Source organism: Streptomyces sp. NPDC047515, assembly GCF_040643055.1.
Taxonomy (GTDB): Bacteria; Actinomycetota; Actinomycetes; order Streptomycetales; family Streptomycetaceae; genus Streptomyces.
On record NZ_JBEYTM010000020.1, the window covers coordinates 18,246 to 41,470 of the forward strand.

23 protein-coding genes are annotated in these 23,225 nt (G+C 70.7%); 15 read left to right on the forward strand and 8 right to left on the reverse strand.

The window, feature by feature from the left end:
• Positions 1–21 precede the first annotated feature (21 nt).
• Both ABZ826_RS18415 and ABZ826_RS18420 read left to right on the forward strand, forming a co-directional pair.
• Positions 22–819 (forward strand): helix-turn-helix transcriptional regulator, encoded by a 798-nt coding sequence (locus tag ABZ826_RS18415; protein WP_361448783.1) that lies wholly within the window; start codon positions 22–24, stop codon positions 817–819.
• Positions 812–1,033: a DUF397 domain-containing protein gene (locus tag ABZ826_RS18420; RefSeq protein ID WP_361448786.1), complete on the forward strand. Its 222-nt coding sequence runs from the start codon at positions 812–814 to the stop codon at positions 1,031–1,033. Before ABZ826_RS18415 ends, ABZ826_RS18420 begins: the two co-directional genes overlap by 8 nt.
• An 80-nt stretch (positions 1,034–1,113) precedes the next feature.
• Here ABZ826_RS18420 and ABZ826_RS18425 read toward each other — a convergent pair whose 3' ends face one another.
• Positions 1,114–2,208, reverse strand: a complete 1,095-nt coding sequence (locus ABZ826_RS18425) for a CU044_5270 family protein (RefSeq protein ID WP_361448789.1) — start codon at positions 2,206–2,208, stop codon at positions 1,114–1,116.
• On the reverse strand, positions 2,205–2,888 hold the full coding sequence (locus tag ABZ826_RS18430) for a sigma-70 family RNA polymerase sigma factor (protein WP_361448792.1): 684 nt from the start codon (positions 2,886–2,888) through the stop codon (positions 2,205–2,207). The genes ABZ826_RS18425 and ABZ826_RS18430 overlap by 4 nt, the downstream gene beginning before the upstream one ends.
• Positions 2,889–3,031: 143 nt before the next feature.
• Between ABZ826_RS18430 and ABZ826_RS18435 the strand changes: the two genes are divergently transcribed.
• The 4 genes from ABZ826_RS18435 to tesB all read left to right on the forward strand — a co-directional run bounded on the left by ABZ826_RS18435 (position 3,032) and on the right by tesB (position 7,413).
• A complete protein-coding gene (locus tag ABZ826_RS18435; RefSeq protein ID WP_361448795.1) occupies positions 3,032–4,597 on the forward strand; it encodes a serine protease in 1,566 nt (521 codons plus the stop codon).
• A 205-nt stretch (positions 4,598–4,802) separates the two neighbouring features.
• Complete coding sequence (locus tag ABZ826_RS18440; protein WP_361448798.1) at positions 4,803–5,192, forward strand: peptidase inhibitor family I36 protein; 390 nt, start codon at positions 4,803–4,805, stop codon at positions 5,190–5,192.
• Positions 5,193–5,361: 169 nt separating this feature from the next.
• Positions 5,362–6,519: an acyl-CoA dehydrogenase family protein gene (locus ABZ826_RS18445; protein ID WP_361448801.1), complete on the forward strand. Its 1,158-nt coding sequence runs from the start codon at positions 5,362–5,364 to the stop codon at positions 6,517–6,519.
• 18 nt (positions 6,520–6,537) lie between these two features.
• Complete coding sequence (tesB, locus tag ABZ826_RS18450) at positions 6,538–7,413, forward strand: acyl-CoA thioesterase II (RefSeq protein WP_361448804.1); 876 nt, start codon at positions 6,538–6,540, stop codon at positions 7,411–7,413.
• A gap of 85 nt (positions 7,414–7,498) precedes the next feature.
• Here the strand turns inward: tesB and ABZ826_RS18455 are convergent, their stop codons facing one another.
• The 4 genes from ABZ826_RS18455 to ABZ826_RS18470 all read right to left on the reverse strand — a co-directional run bounded on the left by ABZ826_RS18455 (position 7,499) and on the right by ABZ826_RS18470 (position 12,250).
• Positions 7,499–8,278 carry a phosphatase gene (locus ABZ826_RS18455; protein WP_361448807.1) on the reverse strand — a complete coding sequence of 260 codons (780 nt, stop codon included), beginning with the start codon at positions 8,276–8,278 and terminating at the stop codon, positions 7,499–7,501.
• A gap of 66 nt (positions 8,279–8,344) precedes the next feature.
• Complete coding sequence (locus ABZ826_RS18460; RefSeq protein WP_361448810.1) at positions 8,345–9,856, reverse strand: DUF6056 family protein; 1,512 nt, start codon at positions 9,854–9,856, stop codon at positions 8,345–8,347.
• 94 nt (positions 9,857–9,950) lie between these two features.
• Complete coding sequence (locus ABZ826_RS18465) at positions 9,951–11,420, reverse strand: glycosyltransferase (RefSeq protein ID WP_361448813.1); 1,470 nt, start codon at positions 11,418–11,420, stop codon at positions 9,951–9,953.
• A 224-nt stretch (positions 11,421–11,644) separates the two neighbouring features.
• Positions 11,645–12,250, reverse strand: a complete 606-nt coding sequence (locus ABZ826_RS18470) for a TetR/AcrR family transcriptional regulator (RefSeq protein ID WP_361448816.1) — start codon at positions 12,248–12,250, stop codon at positions 11,645–11,647.
• A 97-nt stretch (positions 12,251–12,347) separates the two neighbouring features.
• Here ABZ826_RS18470 and ABZ826_RS18475 point away from each other — a divergent pair, with 97 nt between their 5' ends.
• The 4 genes from ABZ826_RS18475 to ABZ826_RS18490 are packed head-to-tail and all read left to right on the forward strand — an operon-like array spanning position 12,348 to position 18,193.
• Entirely contained in the window at positions 12,348–13,970 is a 1,623-nt protein-coding gene (locus ABZ826_RS18475; RefSeq protein WP_361448819.1) for a carboxyl transferase domain-containing protein, read from the forward strand.
• A gap of 13 nt (positions 13,971–13,983) precedes the next feature.
• The gene (locus tag ABZ826_RS18480) at positions 13,984–16,062 is read left to right on the forward strand and encodes an acetyl-CoA carboxylase biotin carboxylase subunit (RefSeq protein ID WP_361449070.1); all 2,079 of its coding nucleotides are present in this window, start codon (positions 13,984–13,986) and stop codon (positions 16,060–16,062) included.
• Positions 16,059–17,018: a hydroxymethylglutaryl-CoA lyase gene (locus tag ABZ826_RS18485; protein ID WP_361448822.1), complete on the forward strand. Its 960-nt coding sequence runs from the start codon at positions 16,059–16,061 to the stop codon at positions 17,016–17,018. The genes ABZ826_RS18480 and ABZ826_RS18485 overlap by 4 nt, the downstream gene beginning before the upstream one ends.
• Positions 17,019–17,026: 8 nt before the next feature.
• On the forward strand, positions 17,027–18,193 hold the full coding sequence (locus tag ABZ826_RS18490) for an acyl-CoA dehydrogenase family protein (RefSeq protein ID WP_361448825.1): 1,167 nt from the start codon (positions 17,027–17,029) through the stop codon (positions 18,191–18,193).
• Positions 18,194–18,270: 77 nt separating this feature from the next.
• Here ABZ826_RS18490 and ABZ826_RS18495 read toward each other — a convergent pair whose 3' ends face one another.
• Positions 18,271–18,510 carry a hypothetical protein gene (locus ABZ826_RS18495; protein WP_361448828.1) on the reverse strand — a complete coding sequence of 80 codons (240 nt, stop codon included), beginning with the start codon at positions 18,508–18,510 and terminating at the stop codon, positions 18,271–18,273.
• Positions 18,511–18,834: 324 nt separating this feature from the next.
• On the opposite strand from ABZ826_RS18495, the gene ABZ826_RS18500 reads away from it, so the two are divergent.
• Entirely contained in the window at positions 18,835–19,629 is a 795-nt protein-coding gene (locus ABZ826_RS18500; RefSeq protein WP_361448831.1) for a GntR family transcriptional regulator, read from the forward strand.
• Complete coding sequence (locus ABZ826_RS18505; RefSeq protein WP_361448834.1) at positions 19,626–20,294, forward strand: YdcF family protein; 669 nt, start codon at positions 19,626–19,628, stop codon at positions 20,292–20,294. The genes ABZ826_RS18500 and ABZ826_RS18505 overlap by 4 nt, the downstream gene beginning before the upstream one ends.
• A gap of 10 nt (positions 20,295–20,304) precedes the next feature.
• On the opposite strand, the gene ABZ826_RS18510 is transcribed toward ABZ826_RS18505, so the two are convergent.
• Positions 20,305–21,072, reverse strand: coding sequence for a hypothetical protein (locus ABZ826_RS18510; protein ID WP_361448837.1), 768 nt, complete (start codon positions 21,070–21,072; stop codon positions 20,305–20,307).
• A 126-nt stretch (positions 21,073–21,198) separates the two neighbouring features.
• Here ABZ826_RS18510 and ABZ826_RS18515 point away from each other — a divergent pair, with 126 nt between their 5' ends.
• From ABZ826_RS18515 to ABZ826_RS18525, 3 genes are all read left to right on the forward strand, one after another.
• The gene (locus tag ABZ826_RS18515; RefSeq protein ID WP_361448840.1) at positions 21,199–21,840 is read left to right on the forward strand and encodes a GNAT family protein; all 642 of its coding nucleotides are present in this window, start codon (positions 21,199–21,201) and stop codon (positions 21,838–21,840) included.
• Entirely contained in the window at positions 21,837–22,196 is a 360-nt protein-coding gene (locus ABZ826_RS18520; RefSeq protein WP_361448843.1) for a hypothetical protein, read from the forward strand. Before ABZ826_RS18515 ends, ABZ826_RS18520 begins: the two co-directional genes overlap by 4 nt.
• A 108-nt stretch (positions 22,197–22,304) precedes the next feature.
• The gene (locus ABZ826_RS18525; RefSeq protein WP_361448846.1) at positions 22,305–23,156 is read left to right on the forward strand and encodes a siderophore-interacting protein; all 852 of its coding nucleotides are present in this window, start codon (positions 22,305–22,307) and stop codon (positions 23,154–23,156) included.
• Positions 23,157–23,225: the final 69 nt, after the last annotated feature.

The following is a 23,225-nucleotide window of genomic DNA, read 5'->3' on the forward strand; positions in this document are numbered from 1 at the left end:
TTTGGCGCACGGGAGTTGACCATGAGTAATACCTATGGCGATTGGTTGAAGGCGCAGCGGGAAGCGGCCGGACTGACGCAGCAGGAGCTGGCCGACGCGGCGATCATGACGCGGTCGCACATCTCGCACATCGAGGCGGGGCGCCGCATCCCGTCGGAGGAGGACGCCCGGCGCTTGGACAAGGCCCTCAACACGGGGGATGTATTGAGCAGTTTTCTGCCGGGCAAGAATGACAGCACCGTCGCCAACCATTTCGAACCCGTGCGCCAGCTCGAACCGCAGGCCACGATGATCAGGGAGTTCGCCCTGAACTTCGTGCCCGGCATCCTTCAGACGGAGAGATACGCTCGCGCGGTGCTCGGCTCGGCGTTCCCGCCCACGAGCAACGAGGAGCGTGACAAGAACGTCGTCACACGGCTTGAACGGGCCGAGATCCTGAGCGATCCGGTGACGCCCGTAGTCTGGGCGCTGCTGGACGAGGGGGTACTGCGTCGCCCGGTGGGTGGACCGGACGTCATGGCGGAACAGCTCATGCACATCGTCCGCTTGGCCGAGGTCGAGCGCATCCGTGTGCACGTGATGCCGTTCGCGCTGGGCCTTCACCCGCTCATGGAGAGCATGCTGACCCTGATGTGGTTCGAAGACCAACCGCCATTGGCGTACAGCGAGGGCCTGTCCATGGGGAAGGTGCAGGACTCTCCGTCCGTGGTACGGAAGTTGCAGAGCCGATACGATCTGGCCCTGAGCGATGCCTTGCCGCTGAAGGAGTCGCAGGCCCTGCTGAGGGCGACCGCGAAGGAGTACGGACACCATGACTGACCGCGCCGTCCTGGACGCGTCCACGTTGAGCCGCTGGCGCAAGTCGTCGTACAGCTCAAGCGCGAACGACAGCTGCATCGAGGTGTTGGACGGTCACCCCTCCGGCGTCCCCGTCCGCGACTCCAAGGTCCCGCACGGCCCCGCCCTCGTCTTCCCGGCGGCCGGCTGGTCGGCCTTCGTCGCCGCGGTCAAGGACGACAACTTCCCCATCTGAACGCCCCGTCCCCGGCCCACAGCAAAGGCGGAGCGGAGGACGGGGCTGTTCAGGCCGCGCGGGTGTGCGGGGCTGCCGTGTTACGCCGTCGTCGGGGCGGGAATCTCGCCGGTACGGTCGACTGCGGCCTTGTTGAGGACCGCGGAGATGCCGACAACGGTTCCGGCCGGGCCGGCGTCGCCGGATTCGGTGAGGACCGTGCGCTCGCCGAGGAACGCGTACGTGGTTCGGTCGAAGACCCACTGCGTCTGCTGCCCGTGTGCCGTACGGGCGACGGCGACGCCCTCGCGCCCTGCGGCGTCGGTGGCCGCATCGATCACCGTGACTCCGGGGATCTTCGCGGCGGCCTTGTAGAGCGCGGCGCCGACCTGCGGGGGTGCCCAGGTCTCGGCCAGCAGGTCGCCGATCGCGGTGAACGCTCGCTGGTCCGGGTCCTGGCCCTGCCCGTGGGTCTCGTCGCGGATCAGCTTCAGCAGGGCGTCCGGGTCGGTGGGCAGCGACGCGACGTACTCGTGTGTGGGGTCGCTGATCGACGCGGCCTTCTTGTGCGCGGTGCGCGGCCGGGGTGTCGCCCCTCGGCCGTCGAGGTCGTAGACCGGTGCGTCGCCGCCGAGCGAGGAGTCGGGCTCGCCCTCCTCGCGCAGCAGGCCGGGGCGGCTGCCGTCGGCGGACAGCCACACCTGCCGCGTGTGCGCGGGAGGCGTGGTCACCTTGCCGCCCCCGGCGCTCTGCCCGGCGAAGGCGACCTTGCTCTCGATGTACACGAACTGGTCGGCGCGGACCGTCGGTTGCTTCTGCCCGGCGGCGGCGAGTGCGATGTGGTCGAGGAGCTGTGCCGCTTCGGACGTGCCGGGGGTGCGGCCGCCCGAGACCGCGGTGGGGCCGTGCCCCGGCGAGTCCGCGAGGTTGACCACCACCACGCCGCCGACCGCCAGGGCGCAGGCGACAGCGGGCACCATGACCCGGACCAGACGTCGGCGCGGGCGCGAGACCCGGGGGGCGAGGCCGCCACGCGGTTCGGCGACGGCGGCCTCGCGCAGCAGCGCTTCCTTCAGCAGCAGCTCACGGTCGGGGTCCAGGCCGGGGACCGACGGCGGGGGCAACAGCGCGGTGAGGCCGGGGCGTTCGGTCTCCTCGGACCGGTGGTGCGTACGGCGCCGCGAGGTGAGGTTCATCCGTGGGTCTCCTGGGTCAGCAACGGGGCCACGGGGGTGCGGCCCGGCAGGGGCTTGTCGGGGGTGGCAGGGGTGCTGGTGGTGGGGGCTCTGTTCACCGCCGCGGGTGGCCGTTCGGTTCCGGCCCGCGTGTCCGGCGCGCGTGTGGCGCGGGTTTCGACCTCGGTGAGCTCGCGCAGTCGGGTGCGGGCGCGGGACAGGCGCGAGCGGACGGTGCCGACCGCCACGCCGAGCGCCTCGGCCGCTGCCGCGTAGTCCAGGCCGGCCCACACCACCAGCGTGAAGACCTCCCGGTCCCGGCGCCGCAGGCGGGCGAGAGCGGCGTGCGCGGCACGCAGTTGCTCGGTGTCAGCGAGGTGCGTGACGAGGTCGTCGGCGAAGTCCGGGATCGAGCCGCGTTCCGGGACGCGGGCGAGCGCGATCTCGCGGCATCGGCGTGCGCGTGCGTTGCGGCGCATGATGTTGGTGGCGATGCCCAGCAGCCACGGGCGCAGACCGTCCCCGTCGGGGCGCAGCTTCTCCCGGCTGCGCCACGCCTCCAGGAAGGTCGCCGAGACGACGTCCTCGGCCTCCGCCCAGTCGCCCGTCACCCGCAGGGCATAGCGGTACACCACTTGGGCGTGCTCGTCGTACAGCTCCCCCAGGGCGTCGCGGTCTCCGCGGCGCAAGCGATTCCTCATGAGTGATTCCACACTCTGCACTGCCGCGTCCGTTGCGCCGGTTCCGGTGACGTGCGCCACACGCATGCCTTCCCGGGGCACGCCCCGCACCCTGTGTGACTCAGCTCACGGGAACGCCGACGCCCGGCAGCGCAGTGCAAGTCATGAACAGTTCTTCCGTACCCCGCCGGAGCGCGCTCCGGACACTCGCTCTCACCGTCGCCCTGGTCGGCAGCACGACGCCCGCGTGGAACACCGCCGCCTTCGCCGCGGAGCCGACGACGTACACCCTCACGATCAATCACCTCGACCGCACCGGCCACAGGACGGCGGACTACACCACCCACGTCACCGGAGTCTCCGGGCCGGGTGCCGACGAGGCCGTCCAGCCGTACGACGCCTCCGGCACGACCACCGTGCGTCTGCCCAAGGGCCGGTATCTACTGGACAGTGCCCTGACCACCGGCACGGCGGCGGACGGCACGGACTGGGTCGTCCAGCCGCGCCTCGACCTCGACCACGACACCACCATCACCGTCGACGCGCGGACCACCGCCCCTGTCGACGTGACTCCGCCCGACCGCTCCGCAAGGTTCCAGCACAGTGTGATGTTCGTGGAGGTCAAGCACGCCGGCGCGGTCCGGAGCGCCAACCTGGTCAACGGCACACCGAACCTGCGCGTCGCGCACCTGGGCCCCGACAGCGAACCCGGATCGGTGAAGCAGTGGTTCGACTCCTACTGGACGACCGAGACCGTCGGCTACGCGCTCGGCCACACCTTCACCCGCAGCCGCGCCCTGACCGGGCTCGTCCGGCACCCCGCCGCGAAGGACCTGGCCACCGTGCGGATCCGCGGCGCGGCGCGGCCGGGCACCGAGGGGAGGGCGACCGTCGACCTGCAACCCACCGCCGGACCGACCCTGGGCGTCACTCAGCCCCTGTCGACCCCCGCGACCGCCACCTACCTCGTGACGCCTGAACGCGGCACCTGGGACATCACGTACTGGGCCCCCACCGCGCCCGGCGCGGCATCGAACCGCTACAGCGCCGACGGCATCGCCGTGCGCGCCGGAAGTACGACCACCCACACCTTCGACAACGCCGTCTTCGGCCCCGATCTCACCGATCGCCCCGGCGTCGTGCGCGAGGGCAACCGGCTCGCCGTCGATGTCCCGCTGCTCGCCGACGGGGACGGCCACGTGCCGTCGTCACCGTCGTACGACACGGCGTCGACCACTCTGCACCGCAACGGTGTGCGCGTCGGGACGAAGTCCGGCACCCCCGGAAAGGCCGGGTTCACCGTGGCGCCGGGGCGCGCGGCGTACCGGCTCACCAGCACGGTGAAGCGCGCCGGCGCACCCGGCGTCGCCACGCGGGTGACCACGTCGTGGACCTTCACCTCGGACACGACGAAGGGCCCGGTCCCGGTGCCGGTGAGCGCCGTGCGGTTCTCGCCCGAACTCAGCCCGGCCGGCACCGCGGCGGCGAACGAGACGCTCCGTGTCCCGGTCACCGTGCTGGGCGCCGCCGCGAACGGACGCACACGTTCGGTGGCGGTCTCGGTGTCCGTGGACGGTGGCACGTCGTGGACCCGGGTCCCGGTCGAGCGGGGCGCCGTCACGATCCACAACCCGCGCGCGGGCACCGGCGTCTCATTGCGTGCCGCGCTGACCGACACCGAGGGGAACACCCTCACCCAGACCGTCATCGACGCCTACCGCACGCGGTGACCCCGTGAAGCCTGCACCCATGACCCCGTAGTCCGGGCAGGCGAACGCCGACCGTGCGCGCCGGTGTACACAGGGGCGTCCCGAGCCGTGACGCACGCTTCGGGCGCCCCTCCCTCCGCCCTGGCTTCGGCGACAACAGCCGTGACACGGTTCCGATCACCAAGAGTGCCTACCTCGTCACGCACGGGAATGAAGGGGATTCTCCATGAACCGCATCACCGCGCTCGCCGTCGCCTCGCTCGCCTTGGCACTGGGACTCGGCACCGGGCCCGCCGCGGCCACAGCAGCCGAGAACGCCACCGTCGAGAGCGCCGCGGCGTCCTACAACTGCAGCCCCGGCCACTTCTGTATCTACAGCGACTGGAACGGAGGTGGCACCCGCTGCCAGTGGTCGGACAAGCAGCGGGCGAATACCGCCGACGGCTGCTCCTTCATCCAGCGGGGCCAGAACGTCCGCTCCGTCTGGAACGGGACCGGGCACCGCGTGCAGTACTACACCAAGACCAACTACAACTCCCGGGCCGGATCCACGTCCGCCGGGAGCGGCGGCAACCTCCAGGGGAACTACCAGATCCGCTCCTTCAAGCCCCAGTAGGCGCGTCCGCGGCCGGAAGGTCGGCTCGGGCGTGCTGAGCATCACCCTGGACAGCGTCGATGACCGCCGGGTAACTTTTGACCAGGACTGAGCAAGCGCTTAGCCAGCCTGGCCGAAGCTCGCCTGAAGCTCGCCCGAAGCCGATCGAAGCTGACCAAGGAGGCACCCCGTGCGCCGTACGGTATTCAACGAGGACCACGAGGCGTTCCGGGAGACCATCCGCGCCTTCATCGAGGCCGAGGTCGCCCCCGTCTACGACGAGTGGTTCGCGGCGGGCCAGGTGCCCCGTGACTTCTACTACAAGCTCGCCGAGCTGGGCATATTCGGCATCGAGGTGCCGGAGGAGTACGGCGGCGCCGGTGTGGAGTCCTTCAAGTTCGAGGCGATCATCTCCGAGGAGTGCGCCCGCGCGGCCGTCAACTTCGGCGGCTCCGGTGTGCACGTCCTGCTCTGCCTGCCGTACATCAAGGCGTACGCCACCGAGGAGCAGAAGAAGCGCTGGCTGCCGGACTTCGTCAGCGGCAGGACGATGTACGCCATCGCCATGACCGAGCCGGGCACCGGTTCCGACCTGGCGGGCATGAAGACCACCGCCAAGCTCTCCGAGGACGGCACGCACTACATCCTCAACGGCGCCAAGACGTTCATCACCGGTGGCGTCCACGCCGACCGGGTCATCGTCTGCGCCCGCACCGACGCGCCCAAGGCGGACGACCGCCGGCACGGCATCTCCCTCCTCGTCGTCGACACCAAGGCCGAGGGCTACTCGGTCGGCCGCAAGCTCGACAAGCTGGGGCTGCGCACCTCCGACACCGCCGAGCTGGCGTTCGTCGACGTCAAGGTGCCGGTCGAGGACCTCCTCGGCGAGGAGAACAAGGGCTTCTCCTACCTCGGCCAGAACCTGCCGCAGGAGCGCCTCGGCATCGCGTTCGGCGCGTACGCCCAGGCCAAGGCCGCCGTCCGGTTCGCCCAGAGCTATGTGCAGGAGCGCACCGTCTTCGGCAAGACCGTCGCGTCGTTCCAGAACACCAAGTTCGAACTGGCCGCCTGCCAGGCCGAGGTGGACGCCGCCGAGGCCGTCTGCGACCGCGCCATCGAGGCCCACGACGCCGGTGAGCTGACCGCCGCCGAGGCCGCCTCCGCGAAGCTGTTCTGCACCGAGGTCGCGCACCGCGTGATCGACCGCTGCCTCCAGCTGCACGGCGGCTACGGCTACATGAACGAGTACCCGATCGCCCGTCTCTACGCGGACAACCGGGTCAACCGCATCTACGGCGGCACCAGCGAGGTCATGAAGTCGATCATCGCCAAGTCCATGGGCCTGTAGAGCGGTTACGTTCTCTCCATGAGCTCAGCACTTGATTCCCTGCTCGATCTGCTCGACCTGGAGCAGATCGAGCGGGACATTTTCCGGGGGACGAGCCGCTCGGCGGTCGTACCCCGCGTCTTCGGCGGCCAGGTCGCGGCCCAGGCCCTGGTCGCTGCGGGCCGTACCGTCCCCGCCGAACGCACCGCCCACTCCCTGCACTCCTACTTCCTGCGGGCGGGCGACCCGGGCGCGCCGATCGTCTACAGCGTCGACCGCATCCGGGACGGCCGGTCCTTCACCACCCGCCGGGTCGTCGCCGTCCAGCACGGCCAGCCGATCTTCCATCTCTCGGCGTCCTTCCAGACGTACGAGGAGGGCCTGGAGCACCAGGCGGACATGCCACCCGCCCCGGACCCGGAGACGCTTCCCACGGCCGCGCAGATGCTGCCCCGGTACGCGGACCGCTTCAGCGATCCGGGGGTCGTGGACCGGCTGATCGAGGCGCGGGCCGCGGTCGACCTGCGGTACGTGGACGCCCCGCCCTTCGGCACGGTCGGCGAACCGCGCGAACCCCGCTCCCAGGTGTGGTTCCGCACCAACGGCAAGCTCGCCGACGACCCGCTGCTGCATGTCTGCATGGCGACGTACGTCTCCGACATGACGCTGCTCGACTCGGTGCTCCTGGCCCATGGGCGCGGGGGCTGGGCGGTCGGCGACGTGGTCGGGGCGAGCCTGGACCACGCGATGTGGTTCCACCGGCCGTTCCGGGCCGACGAATGGCTGTTGTACGACCAGGAGTCGCCGTCCGCGTCCGGCGGGCGCGGGCTCGGCCAGGCCCGTATCTACACCCAGGACGGCCGACTGGCGATCACCGTCATCCAGGAGGGCGTGGTCCGCGTCCCCCGGGGCTGATACGTCCCCCAGGGGCTCCGGCCCCTGGGTCCGGCTTGCCTCGGTCCGGCCGAACCCGGACCGGTCGAACCCGGACCGGCCGGCGTCAGATCAGACCCGCCGCGTCCAGCAGATAGTCCGTCAGCGGGTCGTAGAACCGCGGGTCCAGCACATGGTCGTCCAGCGGAACGGCCACCTGGAGCGTCCCCTCCGCCTCGCCGAGGAACAGCGCCGGGTCGTTGCAGTCCGCGTACCCCATCGCGTCCAGCCCGCGCTGCGCCGCGCACCCCGCCCAGCCGTGGTCGGCGACCACCAGGTCCGGCAGCGGCCGGCCCTCGCGCTCCAGGCCGTCCAGGACGGCCGCCATCGGGGCGGGCGAGTGGGTGTGCCAGAGCGTCGCGCCGCGCTCCTGCACCGCGACGTCCGCGAACTGGAACACCATGCCCTCGTCGGCCACCAGCCCCGAGGGAATCCGTACGATCTCGCAGCCGGCGGCCCGCAGCGCCTGGGCGGTCTGCCGGTGGACATCGAGCAGACCGCCCGGGTGCCCCGTCGCGAACAGCACCCGCTCCGTGCCCGCCGCCGCCTTCCGCAGCCGCGCCGCCATCCGCTCCAGTGCGTCGACCGTCAGCTCCGGGTCGATGGTGTCCTGCCCGAACCGGTGCTCCGGGTCGTCGCTGACCCCGCAGCGCTCGGCCATCACGGCCAGCACGTCCTGCTCGTCGCACCACCGGTCGCCCAGTTCCAGACCCAGCCAGTAGTGGCGGTCGCCGTTGGCGAGCTTGCGGTAGTGGGAGAGGTTGTTGTCGCGGGGTGTGGCGACGTCTCCGGCGATACGCGTACGGACGAGGTGTTCGACGAGGGCGGCACGGCTGGGTATCGGCATGCACCCATTGTGCCGTCAGGTGTGCGCAGTGTGCCGGGTGTCCTGCACGACGGACGGAACTGCCGCTCAGGGAAGGCGGGTCGAGTACGTGATCTTCTTGAGGTGGTAGTACTGGGCGACGCACCGCGCCGGCCACTGATTCTTGCCGTGGTTGCCGAACGGCTCCCCCATTCCGCTGACCGACACCGGTGTGTAGGGAAGCACCTGGGCGCCGCGCGCCGCCTGGGTCCTCAGGAAGTGGTCCTGGCGGTCCCAGCGCTGGGCGCGCACGTCCATCTTCCGCTCCAGCTGGTGCAGCGGAACGGCCAGGCCGACGCAGGCCAGGGCGCATGCGGCGCCGGCGGCCACCGCCGTCGCCGTACGGATCCCCCACCGGCGGGCCCGCAGCGCCCGTCCCAGCAGGGCGCCGATCCCGACCAGGAGCATCACGTACAGCAGGAGGAAGTCGCCCCAGACGCGGGACGCGTACACCACGCTCGCCCCGAAGGCGGGGTAGGCGACGACCGTGCAGAGGTAGCCGGAGACCAGGAAGGTGACGCAGCCGGTGAGGATCAGGAGGAAGGGCCTGCGGCGCAGGGATCCGCCGGGCACGTCCGTTCCCTGTCCGGTGCCGCGCACCAGCAGGCCCAGCAGCACGCCGACGGCGAACACTCCCAGGTACTGCCAGGTCGTGAGGATCGTCCCCAGGATGTGCCCGAACGCCCGCAGTCCCGTGGTCAGCGCCTCCGGGCCGAACATGGAGGAGCTGTCGGCGCCGAACCGTGCGCGCCGGCTGCGTGCGCCGGGCGACAGGTACAGGATGGCGCTGCCGACCGCCACCCCGGCGAAGGCGAACACGCACCAGAAGCGCGCGTGGATCCGGCCGGGACCGGGGGTCATCCAGTGGCTGAGCAGCAGCGCGGCGGCGAGCACGACGAACGCGACGACCGCCGTCTCCTCCGACAGCGTGCCGATGAAGACTCCGGCCACGAAGGCGATGCCCACCGCGAAGTCGCGCCCCCGCCCGGTCCGTGCGCGCAGCAGCGGGATCACGGCGGCGCAGGCCAGCACCGGTGACACGGTGTGCGAGACGGAGGAGGCGGGCCAGTAGAACGTCTTGTACGGGTTGGGCGTCGCGAAGAAGAAGACCACCGCCGTCATCGCGGCCACCAGCAGCGCGAGCCCGCGCGGCGCGGTCAGCCGGGCCCTGCGGAGCGCGGAGGCGGTCAGCACCCAGAGGATGCCCAGCATGAGCACCCCGCTGACCAGGGCGAACCACTGATGACCCGCGACGCCGAAGGCTCCGTACGCGATGACCAGCAAGGCGTTGGCGATGCGTCCGTTGTCGTGGAGGAAGAACTTCGCGATCATCCCGGAGGCACCGTCGTCCCGTACGACCGGCAGGAAGCACCAGTCGTCTCCTCCCGGGCGGACCAGGCGGCCGATCCAGAAGGCCGCGCCGAGCAGGGTGAGCGGTACCAGGGCGAGGGCCACCGTCCAGATCGACGCCCACCGCCGCGCGGGGCCCGGACGGGCCTGCCGGGGGGACCCCTCGCTCTCCTTCTGTGTGTCAGCGGTCTTGGACGTGTCCGCGGTCATGTGCACTGGTGCCCTTCGTACGTTGCTCGCGTCCTGCGCACCGAGAGGTCCGGGCGGTGTGGATGCGGGGGTGGGGGTGCGGGAGGTGCGGGGTTCAGGGGATGGGGTGCCGGGCGCGGCTCTCGGCCGGGCCGGTGCTCTGCCGGGCCAGGGCGGCGCCCGAGTCGATGGCCCAGCGGGCGAGGAGGAACGAGAAGGGGGTGGCGAGGATTCCCGCGGCCACGGCGGCGATGTTCTTGTCCATGCCCAGCCCGCTCACGCCGAGGTAGAGCAGAATTCCGGTGAGCACGAGATTGACGACGCTCGACAGGGGATACCGGGCGAAGGCCTGCCAGGTCGGTTTCGTACGGCAGGTGATGTACGAGTTGAGCAGGAACGATCCCACGATGCTGACCGCGTATCCGATGACGTGCGCGGCAAGATAGGGAATCCAGGTGTTCAGTGAGACGTACACCGCCAGGTATACCGCCGTATTGACGACGCCGATCATTCCGAAAATGATGAACTGGCGTACGGTACGGAATCTCGATGCCCCGATCGCGGTCGACCCGGTGCGCCCCGCGCGCGGTCTCCTGGCCCCGGTGGCGGGCGGGCCCGAACGGACCTCTGCCGGAATGTCGACCGGCGCAACGTGCGGGGATTCGTTCGTTTCGCGCACCACGTAGTGGGGGCGGCGTTTCACCTCGTAGTAGATGCGTCCCACGTACTCGCCGATGATGCCGAGCGTGGCGAGCTGGATTCCGCCGAGCGCCACGACAGCCGTCAGCAGGGTGGTGTAGCCGGGCACGCCGACCCCGTGCAGGGCGACTTCGGCGATGATCCACAGGGCGTATCCCAGCGCGGCCAGCGCGAGTGCGAGGCCGACGTGGATGGCCAGGCGCAGCGGGCGGCTGTTGAACGAGATCAGGCCGTCGATCCCGTAGTTGAGCAGCCGTCGGCCGCCCCACTTCGAACGTCCCGCCGCGCGCTGGGTGTTCTGGTAGGTGAAGCTGACGGTGTCGAAGCCGATCCAGGAGAAGATCCCCTTGGAGAACCGATTGGTCTCGGGCATCGCGAGCACGGCGTCCACGGCGTTGCGCGACAGCAGCCTGAAGTCGCCCTCGCCGTCGACGACCTCGACGTCCATGCACCGGCCCATCGCCCGGTAGTAGGCGGCGCTGAGAACGGTGCGCAGGGCGCCTTCGCCCGTGCGGTCCCGCCGCGCGACGACCTGGTCGTAGCCGCGCCGCCGCAGCTCCAGCATGCGGGGCAGCAGTTCGGGCGGGTGCTGGAGGTCGGCGTCCATGAGGACGACGGCATCGCCGCGGGACATGCGCAGCCCCGCGAGCATGGCGGCCTCCTTGCCGAAATTGCGGCTGAAGGAGGTGTAGCGGACCCGTCGGTCCGCTACGGCGAGCGATCCGATCCGAGCTCTGGTCCGGTCGCTGCTGCCGTCGTCGACATAACAGATCTCGAAGGTCCGCCGCGTCGGTTCGAGGACGGAGATCAGCGCACGGTGAAATGCCTCGATCACCTCGTCCTCATTGAAACAGGGGACAACGACCGAAACCTGACATGTTTTCATTTAAGTTCCCCATCAGGCGTGGGCGAGACAGCTCAAACCATATGCCTGAGGGTCACCGCGACACTCCGACCTGCGGAGCTCGCCGAGGAAAAGGAAGGGGAATTTGAGGAGCCGCTTCTTCCTTTTCGCATACATTCATATATACAAAGGGCCGGCGGAAATGGTGCCGCGCACGGCCGATGACGCACCCACCGGGGGCGTAGGACCCGGCGCCACGGCCGGACTTACGCCCGCGCCGCCGCCTCGAACGCCCCGCGCGCCAGCCGGTGCAGCAGCGCCGCCGTGTCCGCGCGGTCCGGCTGCGCGCCGGGGCGGCCCAGGTGCGGGGTCGAGTTCAGGAGCCCGAAGACGGCATGGACGGCGGCGCGGGCCTCGTGCTCGGGCAGCTCCGGATACAGCGCGCGGACCACCTCCACCCACACCTCGACGTACTGCCGCTGGAGCTGGCGGACCCGCTTGCGGTCGGCCTCCCGGAGGCGGTCCAGCTCCCGGTCGTGGAGGGTGATCAGGGGGCGGTCGTCGAGGGCGAAGTCGATGTGCCCCTCGATGAGCGCGTCGAGCAGGGCCTGCGGGGAGCCGTCCTCGCAGGCCGCGTCCTCCGACACGCGCAGCCGCCCGCCCGCCAGCAGCCGCTCACTGATGCCGACCAGCAGCTCGGCGAGCATCGCGTCCTTGCCGGGGAAGTGCCGGTAGAGGCCGGGGCCGCTGATCCCTACGGCGGCACCTATCTCGTCGACACCGACGCCGTGGAAGCCGCGCTCGGCGAAGAGGCGGGCGGCCTCCTTGAGGATCTGCTCGCGGCGGGTGGGGGCGTCGGTCCTGGTGGTCATGGATTCGATTCTAGACAGGCGGGTTAGCGGTCGTTAACCTGAAGGAAGACGTTAACGCTCATTAACCACTGCGGTACGGGCAAGGGGGCTCGACACGATGCAGCAGGCACCGGTGCTGGCGAGCGCGGCCGATCCCGCCTCCGAGGCCTGGCAGGCCAACGAGGCGGCGCATCACGCGCTCGCCGACGAGCTGCGCAAGCGGCTCGCCACGGCCAGGCTCGGCGGGGGTGAGAGGGCCCGCGCCCGGCATGTGGCGCGCGGCAAGCTGCTGCCCAGGGACCGGGTGGACACCCTGCTCGACGCGGGATCGCCGTTCCTGGAGCTGGCCCCGCTGGCGGCCGAGGGGCTGTACGGGGGCGCCGCCCCGGCGGCCGGGGTGATCGCCGGGATCGGGCGGGTCAGCGGGCGGGAGTGCGTGATCGTCGCCAATGACGCCACCGTCAAGGGCGGCACGTACTACCCGATGACCGTGAAGAAGCACCTCCGCGCCCAGGAGGTGGCCCTGGAGAACCGGCTGCCCTGCCTGTATCTCGTCGACTCGGGCGGGGCCTTCCTGCCGATGCAGGACGAGGTCTTCCCGGACCGGGAGCACTTCGGGCGGATCTTCTACAACCAGGCCCGGATGTCGGGGGCCGGGATCCCGCAGATCGCGGCGGTGCTGGGCTCGTGCACGGCAGGCGGGGCGTACGTCCCCGCGATGAGCGACGAGGCCGTGATCGTAAGGAACCAGGGCACGATCTTCCTGGGCGGTCCCCCGCTGGTGAAGGCCGCGACCGGCGAGGTCGTGACGGCCGAGGAGCTGGGCGGCGGCGAGGTGCACTCCCGTACGTCGGGGGTGACCGACCATCTCGCCGAGGACGACGCGCACGCGCTGCGGATCGTGCGGAACATCGTCGCCACGCTGCCGGAGCGCGGGACGCTTCCGTGGCCGGTGCGGCCGGCCGACGAGCCGAAGGTCGATCCCGCCGGGCTGTACGGGGCCGTCCCGGTCGATTCCCGCACGCCGTACGACGTACGGGAGGTGATCGCCCGGGTGGTGGACGGCTCGCGTTTCGCCGAGTTCAAGGCGGAGTACGGGACGACGCTGATCACCGGCTTCGCCCATGTCCACGGCCACCCCGTCGGCATCGTCGCCAACAACGGCATCCTGTTCTCCGAGTCCGCCCAGAAGGGCGCCCACTTCATCGAGCTGTGCGACCAGCGCGGCATTCCGCTGGTCTTCCTGCAGAACATCTCGGGCTTCATGGTGGGGCGCGACTACGAGGCGGGCGGCATCGCCAAGCACGGCGCCAAGATGGTGACGGCGGTCGCCTGCACCCGCGTGCCGAAGCTGACGGTGGTGGTCGGCGGTTCGTACGGGGCCGGCAACTACTCCATGTGCGGGCGGGCCTATTCGCCGCGCTTCCTGTGGATGTGGCCGAACGCGAAGATCTCCGTCATGGGCGGCGAGCAGGCCGCGTCCGTCCTCGCGACGGTCAAGCGCGACCAGCTGGGCGACGACTGGAGCACGGCGGACGAGGAGGCATTCAAGGCCCCGATCCGCGAGCAGTACGAGACCCAGGGCAACGCGTACTACGCCACGGCCCGGCTCTGGGACGACGGTGTGATCGACCCGATGGAGACCCGGCAGGTGCTGGGGCTCGCCCTGACCGCGTGCGCCAACGCCCCACTCCCCCAGAAGGCCCCTGCGGCGCCCGGCTTCGGCGTCTTCCGGATGTGAGGAACAGATGACGATGTTCGACACCGTTCTTGTCGCCAACCGCGGCGAGATCGCGGTACGTGTCATCCGTACGCTGCGCGAGCTCGGCGTCCGCTCGGTCGCCGTCTTCAGCGACGCGGACGCGGACGCCCGGCATGTGCGGGAGGCCGACACGGCGGTACGGATCGGGCCCGCGCCCGCCTCGATGAGCTATCTGAGCGTGCCCGCGCTGCTGGACGCGGCCCGTCGCAGCGGCGCGCAGGCCGTCCATCCCGGGTACGGGTTCCTCGCCGAGAACGCGGGCTTCGCGCGGGCGTGCGCGGAGGCGGGGCTGGTCTTCATCGGCCCGCCCGCCGACGCCATCTCACTGATGGGCGACAAGATCCGGGCCAAGGAGACGGTCGCGGCGGCCGGGGTGCCGGTGGTCCCCGGCTCGTCGGGGAGCGGGCTCAGCGATGCCCAACTGGGCGATGCCGCCCGTGAGATCGGGACGCCGGTGCTGCTGAAGCCCTCGGCGGGCGGCGGCGGCAAGGGCATGCGGCTGGTGCGCGACGAGACGCTGCTCGCGGACGAGATCGCCGCCGCCCGGCGTGAGGCACGGGCCTCGTTCGGCGACGACACCCTGCTCGTGGAGCGGTGGATCGACCGCCCCCGGCACATCGAGATCCAGGTCCTGGCGGACGCCCACGGCAACGTGGTCCACCTCGGTGAGCGCGAGTGCTCGCTCCAGCGCCGCCACCAGAAGATCATCGAGGAGGCGCCGTCCGTCCTGCTCGACGAGGAGACCCGGGTGGCGATGGGCGAGGCGGCCGTCCAGGCGGCCCGCAGCTGCGGATACGTGGGCGCGGGCACGGTGGAGTTCATCGTCCCGGGCAACGACCCCGCCTCGTACTACTTCATGGAGATGAACACCCGCCTCCAGGTCGAGCACCCGGTCACCGAGCTGATCACCGGCCTCGACCTGGTGGAGTGGCAGCTCAGGGTCGCGGCGGGCGAGCGACTCCCCTACGCGCAGCAGGACATCGGGCTCACCGGCCACGCGATCGAGGCCCGGATCTGCGCGGAGGACCCGTCCCGCGGATTCCTGCCGTCCGGCGGCACGGTGCTCGCACTGCACGAGCCGCAGGGCAACGGCGTGCGGACGGACTCCGGGCTCGGCGCGGGCGGCGAGGTCGGCAGCCTGTACGACCCGATGCTGTCGAAGGTCATCGCGTACGGCCCCGACCGCGCCGCCGCCCTGCGCCGACTGCGTGCGGCGCTCGCGGACACGGTGATCCTCGGCGTCCCGACGAACGCGGGCTTCCTGCGCCGGCTGCTCGCCCACCCGGCCGTGGTGGCCGGCGATCTGGACACCGGTCTGGTGGAACGCGAGGTCGACGGGCTGGTGCCGGAGGGGGTGCCCGAGGAGGTCTACGCGGCGGCGGCACTGCTGCGGCAGGGCGTACCGGCGGCCGGGCCCGCCACGGCCTGGGTGGACCCGTTCTCGGTGGCGAGTGGCTGGCGGCTGGGCGGCACCCCGGCCTTCACGGTGCGCCACTTCCGGCTGCCGGGCCACGACCCCGTCCAGGTCTCGCTGCGCACCTGCCCGGCGGGCACCGAGCTGACGTTCGGCCACGTCGGGGAGGGCGCGCAGCCGCCGGAGCCCGCGACGGGCGCCTGCGGTCCGCCGGCCCCGATGCCCGGCGGCAGGGAGACGGCGCGGACGGTGGAGCTGACCGCGCACCGGATCGTCCTCGAACTCGCCGGTGTCACCCACACGTTCGCCCACGCGGCCTCTCCGGAGGGGACCTGGCTGGGCCGCGACGGCGACACCTGGCACGTCCAGGACCACGACCCGGTGGAGGCGGCGCTGGCCGGTGCCGCCCGTTCCGGGGCGGACACGCTCGCCGCGCCCATGCCCGGCACCGTCACCGTCGTGAAGGTGGCGGTCGGGGACGAGGTCGTGGCCGGTCAGAGCCTGCTCGTCGTCGAGGCGATGAAGATGGAACACGTCATCTCCGCCCCGCACGCCGGGACCGTGACCGAGCTCGATGTCATCGCCGGTGCCACGGTCGCCATGGACCAGGTCCTGGCCGTGGTGGCGCCCACCGGAGCTCCCGGGGAGGACGCATGACATCCCGCACCCTGCCCATGATCGTGCCCGCCCAGGACCTGCCCCCACGGGTGCGCGTCCACGAGGTCGGCGCCCGCGACGGGCTGCAGAACGAGAAGGCCGTCGTGCCGACCTGGGTGAAGGCGGAGTTCATCCACCGCCTCGCCGCGTCGGGCCTGACCACCATCGAGGCGACCAGCTTCGTGCACCCGAAGTGGGTGCCCCAACTGGCCGACGCGGAGGACCTGTTCCCGCTCCTGGGGGACATCGGGGACGTCGCCCTGCCCGTACTCGTGCCGAACGAACGCGGACTGGACCGGGCACTCGCGCTCGGCGCCCGCCGCATCGCCGTGTTCGGCTCGGCGACCGAGACGTTCGCCGCCCGCAATCTCAACCGCACCGTCGACGAGTCGCTCGCCATGTTCGAACCGGTCGTCGCACGGGCCAAGGCCGACAAGGTGCATGTCCGCGGCTATCTGTCGATGTGCTTCGGCGACCCGTGGGAGGGGCCCGTCCCCCTCCACCAGGTCGTCCGGGTCGCCAAGGCGCTGCTGGACCTCGGCTGCGACGAGCTCTCCCTCGGCGACACCATCGGCGTCGCCACCCCCGGCCATGTGCAGGACCTGCTCTCCGAGCTGAACGAGGAGGGCGTGCCCACCGACACCATCGGCGTGCACTTCCACGACACGTACGGTCAGGCCCTCTCCAACACCCTCGCCGCGCTCCAGCACGGTGTGACCACCGTCGACGCCTCCGCGGGCGGCCTCGGCGGCTGCCCGTACGCGAAGAGCGCGACCGGAAACCTCGCCACCGAAGACCTCGTGTGGATGCTCGACGGCCTCGGCATCGAAACCGGGGTCGACCTCGACGCGCTCACCGCCACCAGCGTGTGGCTCGCCGAACAGCTGGGCCGACCCAGCCCGTCCCGTACCGTCCGCGCGCTCTCGGTGCGGTCAACCCCCTCCCACAAGGAGTGACACCTGCCATGTCCCTGGACCACCGGCTGACCGCCGAGCACGAGGAACTGCGCCGCACCGTCGAAGAGTTCGCGCACGATGTGATCGCGCCGAAGATCGGCGACTTCTACGAGCGCCATGAGTTCCCGTACGAGATCGTGCGGGAGATGGGACGGATGGGCCTGTTCGGGCTGCCGTTCCCCGAGGAGTACGGCGGCATGGGCGGCGACTATCTCGCCCTCGGGATCGTCCTGGAGGAGCTGGCCCGCGTCGACTCGTCCGTGGCGATCACGCTGGAGGCCGGCGTCTCGCTCGGGGCGATGCCCGTGTACCACTACGGCACGGAGGAGCAGAAGCGGCAGTGGCTGCCGAAACTCTGCTCGGGCGAGGCGCTCGGCGCGTTCGGCCTGACCGAGCCGGACGCCGGTTCGGACGCGGGCGGCACCCGCACGACGGCGGTGCGCGACGAGGCGACGGGCGAGTGGGTGATCAACGGCTCCAAGTGCTTCATCACCAACTCCGGCACGGACATCACGGAACTGGTCACGGTCACGGCGGTGACCGGCCGCAAGGAGAACGGCGCCCCGCTGATCTCCTGCATCATCGTGCCGTCCGGCACCCCCGGCTTCACGGTCGCCGCCCCGTACTCCAAGGTCGGCTGGAACGCCTCGGACACCCGCGAGCTGTCCTTCTCCGACGTCCGTGTTCCCCCGGGGAACCTGCTGGGCGAGGAGGGGCGCGGCTACGCCCAGTTCCTGCGCATCCTGGACGAGGGCCGGATCGCCATCGCCGCCCTGTCCACGGGCCTGGCGCAGGGCTGTGTGGACGAGTCGGTGAAGTACGCCAAGGAGCGCCACGCCTTCGGAAGGCCGATCGGCGCCAACCAGGCCATCCAGTTCAAGATCGCGGACATGGAGACACGGGCGCACATGGCCCGGGTCGGCTGGCGTGACGCGGCCTCGCGCCTGGTGGCGGGCGAACCGTTCAAGAAGGAGGCGGCCATCGCGAAGCTGTACTCGTCGTCGGTGGCGGTGGACAACGCCCGCGAGGCGACCCAGATCCACGGCGGCTACGGCTTCATGAACGAGTACCCGGTGGCCCGGATGTGGCGCGACTCCAAGATCCTGGAGATCGGCGAGGGCACGAGCGAGGTGCAGCGCATGCTGATCGCCCGGGAGCTGGGACTGCCGGCCTGACGCTTCGGGCGGTGTACGGGGCTGGTCCGGGTTCCGGGCCCGCCCCGTCCGCATGCCGTCTCCGTCCGATCTGCGGCTCACCTCTTCAGGCCCTTGAACCGTTGCCGGTGCAGCATCGAGATCGCCCGCAGCTGCCGCCGCTCGTACGAGGTACCCGGTCGTACGGAGGCCGAACGGCTCTGCCAGGTGAAGCCGGTAGGACGCGACAACCTGACAACTGGGCCGACGAGTCCATCCACCACACCCACCATGTCGTGGGACCGGTCGAAGACGACCATGCCGACGCGGAGCTCTTCCTGAACCGGGCGGAACCTCATGCCTCGTTCTCCGGAGCCACGTAGTCGGGGCACAACGAGTGCCCGCACTCACACGGCGGCCATCGAAGCGCGGCACCGGGCACGAGATCCGCGCCGTCCGCACCGGGGTCGGCCTTCGGGATGATAAGGACACCGTCCGTCGCGAGTTCGCCCGTCAGCCGGGACAGGTTTCGCCGTGCCTTGCTGCTGCCAGCCATCTCTCAGCCCCACCCTTATTCAGTCCTAGGACTACGACTACTACACAAACAAGAATGCCCGGCAGTCCCAGGACTGTCAGCAGTCTCGGGACTGTGCTTGACTGCTTTCTGAGGGGAGGAGCGACGCATGGCGCCCAAGTGGCGAGAGCTTGCGGAGAAACTGGCCGACAAGATCAGGAACGGCGACTACGCACCAGGGCAGCAATTGCCGCACATCAGGGACCTCGTCGCGGCAGGCGAGGGCTCCAAGTCCACAGTGCACGCGGCGTACAAGGCACTGGAGTCTGAAGGTCTCGTCACCTCGTCACGCGGGCACGGCACGATTGTGCGGCCACTGGTTCCCCTCAAAAGGCTCGGCATCGAGCGGTACGACAAGGCCAAATGGCGCGACAGCGATGAGGTGGCATTCATCGCCGACCGCGTCGCCTCGGGACGCGCATACCGCCGAGGCGATCAGACACAGTCCGTCGACCGCGTTCAGGCCCCACCCTCCGTTGCCGCCGCCCTTGGCCTGTCGGCTGATGCCGAGGTCTACGCCCGAGCCCGGCTCGTGAAGGAAGACGGGCACCCCACCCATACCTTGACGAGTTACTACCGGCCCGAGCACGTGGAGGGCACTCTCATCGTCGACCCGACCCCAGGGCCCGCCGGTCGAGGTGGCGGCTTTCGAGTGCTGTACGACGCGGGTTACGAGATCGACCACATGAGGGAAGAGTTGTTCGCCCGCGTCCCCACCTCCGAGGAGATGAAGCTTCTCCTCCTGCCCAGCGGCGAGCCGGTCGTTGAACTTCACCGAACCTCCTTCACCTCGGATGGCGCAGTGGTCGAGTTCGCCATAGGCGTGCACGCCGCCTCCCGCTTCAGATGGGCTTACGACTTCAAGGTTCCGGACTCGGCACAGGACCGAGGCGAAGTGTCGTGATCTCGGCACAGGCGTGGGTCGATGCCCGGCTCCTCTGGAGCCACCACCTGATGCACCATGATCCGCGCCCCTGCTCGGTGGCGGTCGGACTGGGAAGTCACGACCTCGGCGTGGCCGACACGGCGGCGGATCTCTACCGGCGCGGCATGATGCCGCTCATCGTCTTCACCGGCGCGACCAGCCGCACCACACGTGAGCGCATGCCCCGTGGTGAAGCCGTCCACTACCGGGAGCGGGCGCTTGAGCTCGGCGTTCCGGACAGTGCCGTGCTCGTGGAACCGCGCGCCCGCAACACGGGAGAGAACATCCGCTTCTCGCGGGCTCTGCTCGAAGAGGCGGGCGCCGACATCTCGTCCGTACTGCTGATCAGCAAGCCGTACGAGGAACGCCGCGCTCACGCCACGGCGCGCAAACTGTGGCCGGGCGTCGAGTTCGTGAGCGCGTCGAGCCCGATGACGTTCGAGGAGTACGTGGCCTCCATCCAGGACGACCGCCTGGTGATCGACATGCTCGTCGGCGCGCTGCAACGCCTCATGGTCTACCCCGCCCAAGGCTTCATGATCGCCGATCCGGTCCCCAACGAGGTGACGGCGGCGTACGAGCGGTTGTGCCGCGCGGGCTTCACGAGCCGGCTCGTGGCGGGCGCAACGGAAACCGGCCGTTGAGTACAGCGCCTCAGTAGCGATACCCGGGCCAGTGCGGGTCCTCCCAGCGGCGGGGACCGGTGAGGCCGAGCAGTCGTATCCGGTGGAGCAGTTCGTCGGATGCGCCATGGGCGGCGAGCCGAGCCTGGGCGTGGCCGACCAGCCAAGCCGTCAGCTCCGCGCACTTCTCTTCCTCGTTCTCGTTCTCCCATGCACCCCAAGGGAGTTCGTCGCCGAGCAGGTCTCGCTCCCAGTGGTCGGCGGCTTCGGCGAGGTGCTGGTCGGCCGGGGCGCCGGTCAGCGACTCCCAGTGGGCGAGCCACGGGCCGAGCGTGCCGGACGCCTCGACGTTCAGTGCGAGGAGTTCGTGGGCGGGGACGGCGGGGGCCGGATCGGTGAGCGTGTGGGACCACCATGCCTGGAGGAATTCCCATACTGCTGCTGCCTGCTCGTCGGGCCACTGCTGCCAGTGGCCGCGAGCGAACGACCGGCCGACGTCGTCCATACCGAAGAACGGCTCGATGCGGCCGCCGACGAGGGTCCGGGCGAACTGGGGCAGGATGCGGCGCAGCACGGAGGGGTGGTCGCTCCAGTCGGGAGCCCGCCAGGTGCGCTGCAGGAGGTCGGGGTCCAGCTCCTTGTCCGCCACCTTGAGCTGGGCGAGCTCCTGTGCGCTGCCCCAGTGGCATTCGCAGTTGTGCTCGTCGGGGTGGGCGGTCATCCCTCGGAAGGTGACGCTCAGGCCGCCCAGCGCGGCATCGAGGCGCAGTCGGGCGGGGTGCGGGGCGGGCTGTGTCATGGGCGTTCGCCTTCGGGGCTCCGGGGCTTGCGCCGACCGAAGGTCGCCACCTTACCGGGCCAGTCGCCCCTCAGATGCCGCCCAATTCGTTCGACACCACACGCCCCCGGGCGGCAGAGTCCGTACATGAAGCCGCACCACTGGCCCCTGTACGGGCTCCGCATCCGCACGCCGCGTCTGGAACTGCGCCTCCCGGACCTTGAGTTGCTGGACGACCTCGCGTCGGTCGCCGTCGACGGGGTGCACCCGCCGGCCGATATGCCGTTCACCGTTCCCTGGACCGACGCGTCGCCCGCCGAGCGCGGCAAGGGCGTGTTCCAGCACGTGCTGGCCACCGTCGCCAACTGGTCCGTACGGGACTGGGCACTGAGCCTCGTCGTGCTGCACGAGGGCCAGGTGGTCGGGCGTCAGGACGTGATGGCAAAGGACTTCGCCGTGACCGGTGAGGTCAGCACCGGCTCGTGGCTGGGCCTTGCCCACCAGCGTCAGGGCATCGGCACCGAGATGCGGGCCGCCGCCCTGCATCTCGCCTTCGCCGGGCTCGGGGCCCGGACCGCGGTCTCGGCCGCCATGACCGACAACCCGCGCTCGCTGGGTGTCTCGCGCCGGCTCGGATATCTGCCGGACGGACTGGAGGTCGCCGCGGTACGGGGTGCGCCCGTCACTCTGCAGCGGCTGCGGCTGGACCGTGAGCGCTGGGAGGAGTACCGCGCTGTCGAGGTGACGGTCGAGGGGCTCGACGGCTGCCGGGGGGAGTTCGGGGCATGACGCTGTTGGTGCACACCTTCGTCCACGACGAACAGGGGGAATGGCATCTTCTCGACGGCCCCGAGGACGGCAGCGACATGGCCGGGACCGAGGTCTGCCGGACCACCTTGTGGGGATCGGACGCCGCGCGGGCGCTCGGCGCCCGGTTCCTCCCGGAGCTGGCCACCGGTGATCTGTACGTGGAGCCGGAGGACATCGACGACTTCCTCGCCGAGTGCGAGCTGCTCCACCGGCACACGGCGGCGCTGGCCGCGCACAGCGGCTACCGGGAGGACTACGTGGTGGCCCGGCTCTCCCACATCACCGCCGCCGCCCTGCGGGCCCGGGCGGTGGGCGGCGGGGTCCTGGTCTGGTGAGCGGCCCGGCAGGACCCTCGAATACTCAATGAGGTTAGGCTAACCTTCCTTCGAACACATCGGCGGCCGATTCCCGGCTTCGCTTCCTGTTCCTGGGAGGACCCCCGCATGACGACGTCCGTCGCACCCCCCATCGCCCCCTTCCGGTTCTTCGACCTGACCGTCCTGCGGGCCCGGCGGCTCGGACCCTCCATGCTCCGGGTCACCTTCGGCGGCCCCGGACTGGACGGCTTCGCCGCCGGGGGCCGCGACCAGAGCCTGTCGCTGTTCCTGCCGCACCCCGGCCAGGCAGAACCAGTCGTTCCGGTCGATCACGACGGCAACTGGTTCGCCACCTGGCGCGCCCTTCCGGAGAACGTACGGGCCGTCATGCGCTCGTACACCGTGCGCGCCCAGCGCCACACACCCGACGGGGCGACCGAGATCGACATCGACTTCGCGCTGCACGGGGACGGCGGCCCCGCGTGCCGCTGGGCCGCCGCCGCGTCCCCCGGCGATCCGCTCAAGGCGCTGGGCCCGGCCGTCGAGGACAACACTGCCGTCCGCTTCCGCCCACCACAGGACAGCGACTGGGTGCTGATCTGGGCCGACGAGAGCGCACTGCCCGCCGCGTCCGCCGCCCTGGAGTGGCTGCCGGCCAGAATGAGGGCCCGGGTCTGGCTGGAGGTCCAGCACACCGAGGACCGCCAGGCCCTCAACACCGCGGCCACGGCCCGGATCAGCTGGCTCGTCCGGGACGAGGGCGCACCCTCCGCCCTGGAGGCCGTCCGCGCGGCCGAGCTGCCCGAGGGGACGCCGTACGTCTGGATCGCGGGTGAGTCGTCACAAGTACGGGCACTGCGCCGCCATCTCGTACAGGAACGCCGGATCGACCGCAGGCGCGTGACGTTCGTCGGATACTGGCGGCGCGGCATGGCCGAGGACCAGCTGCGCGAGACGGCGACGGCCGCGGACGCGTAGGTCGCACCCGGCCGCCACAGCCGCGCGGACCGTCGCGCACCCCCGGCGCTCAGGCCACCGCGCACCCAG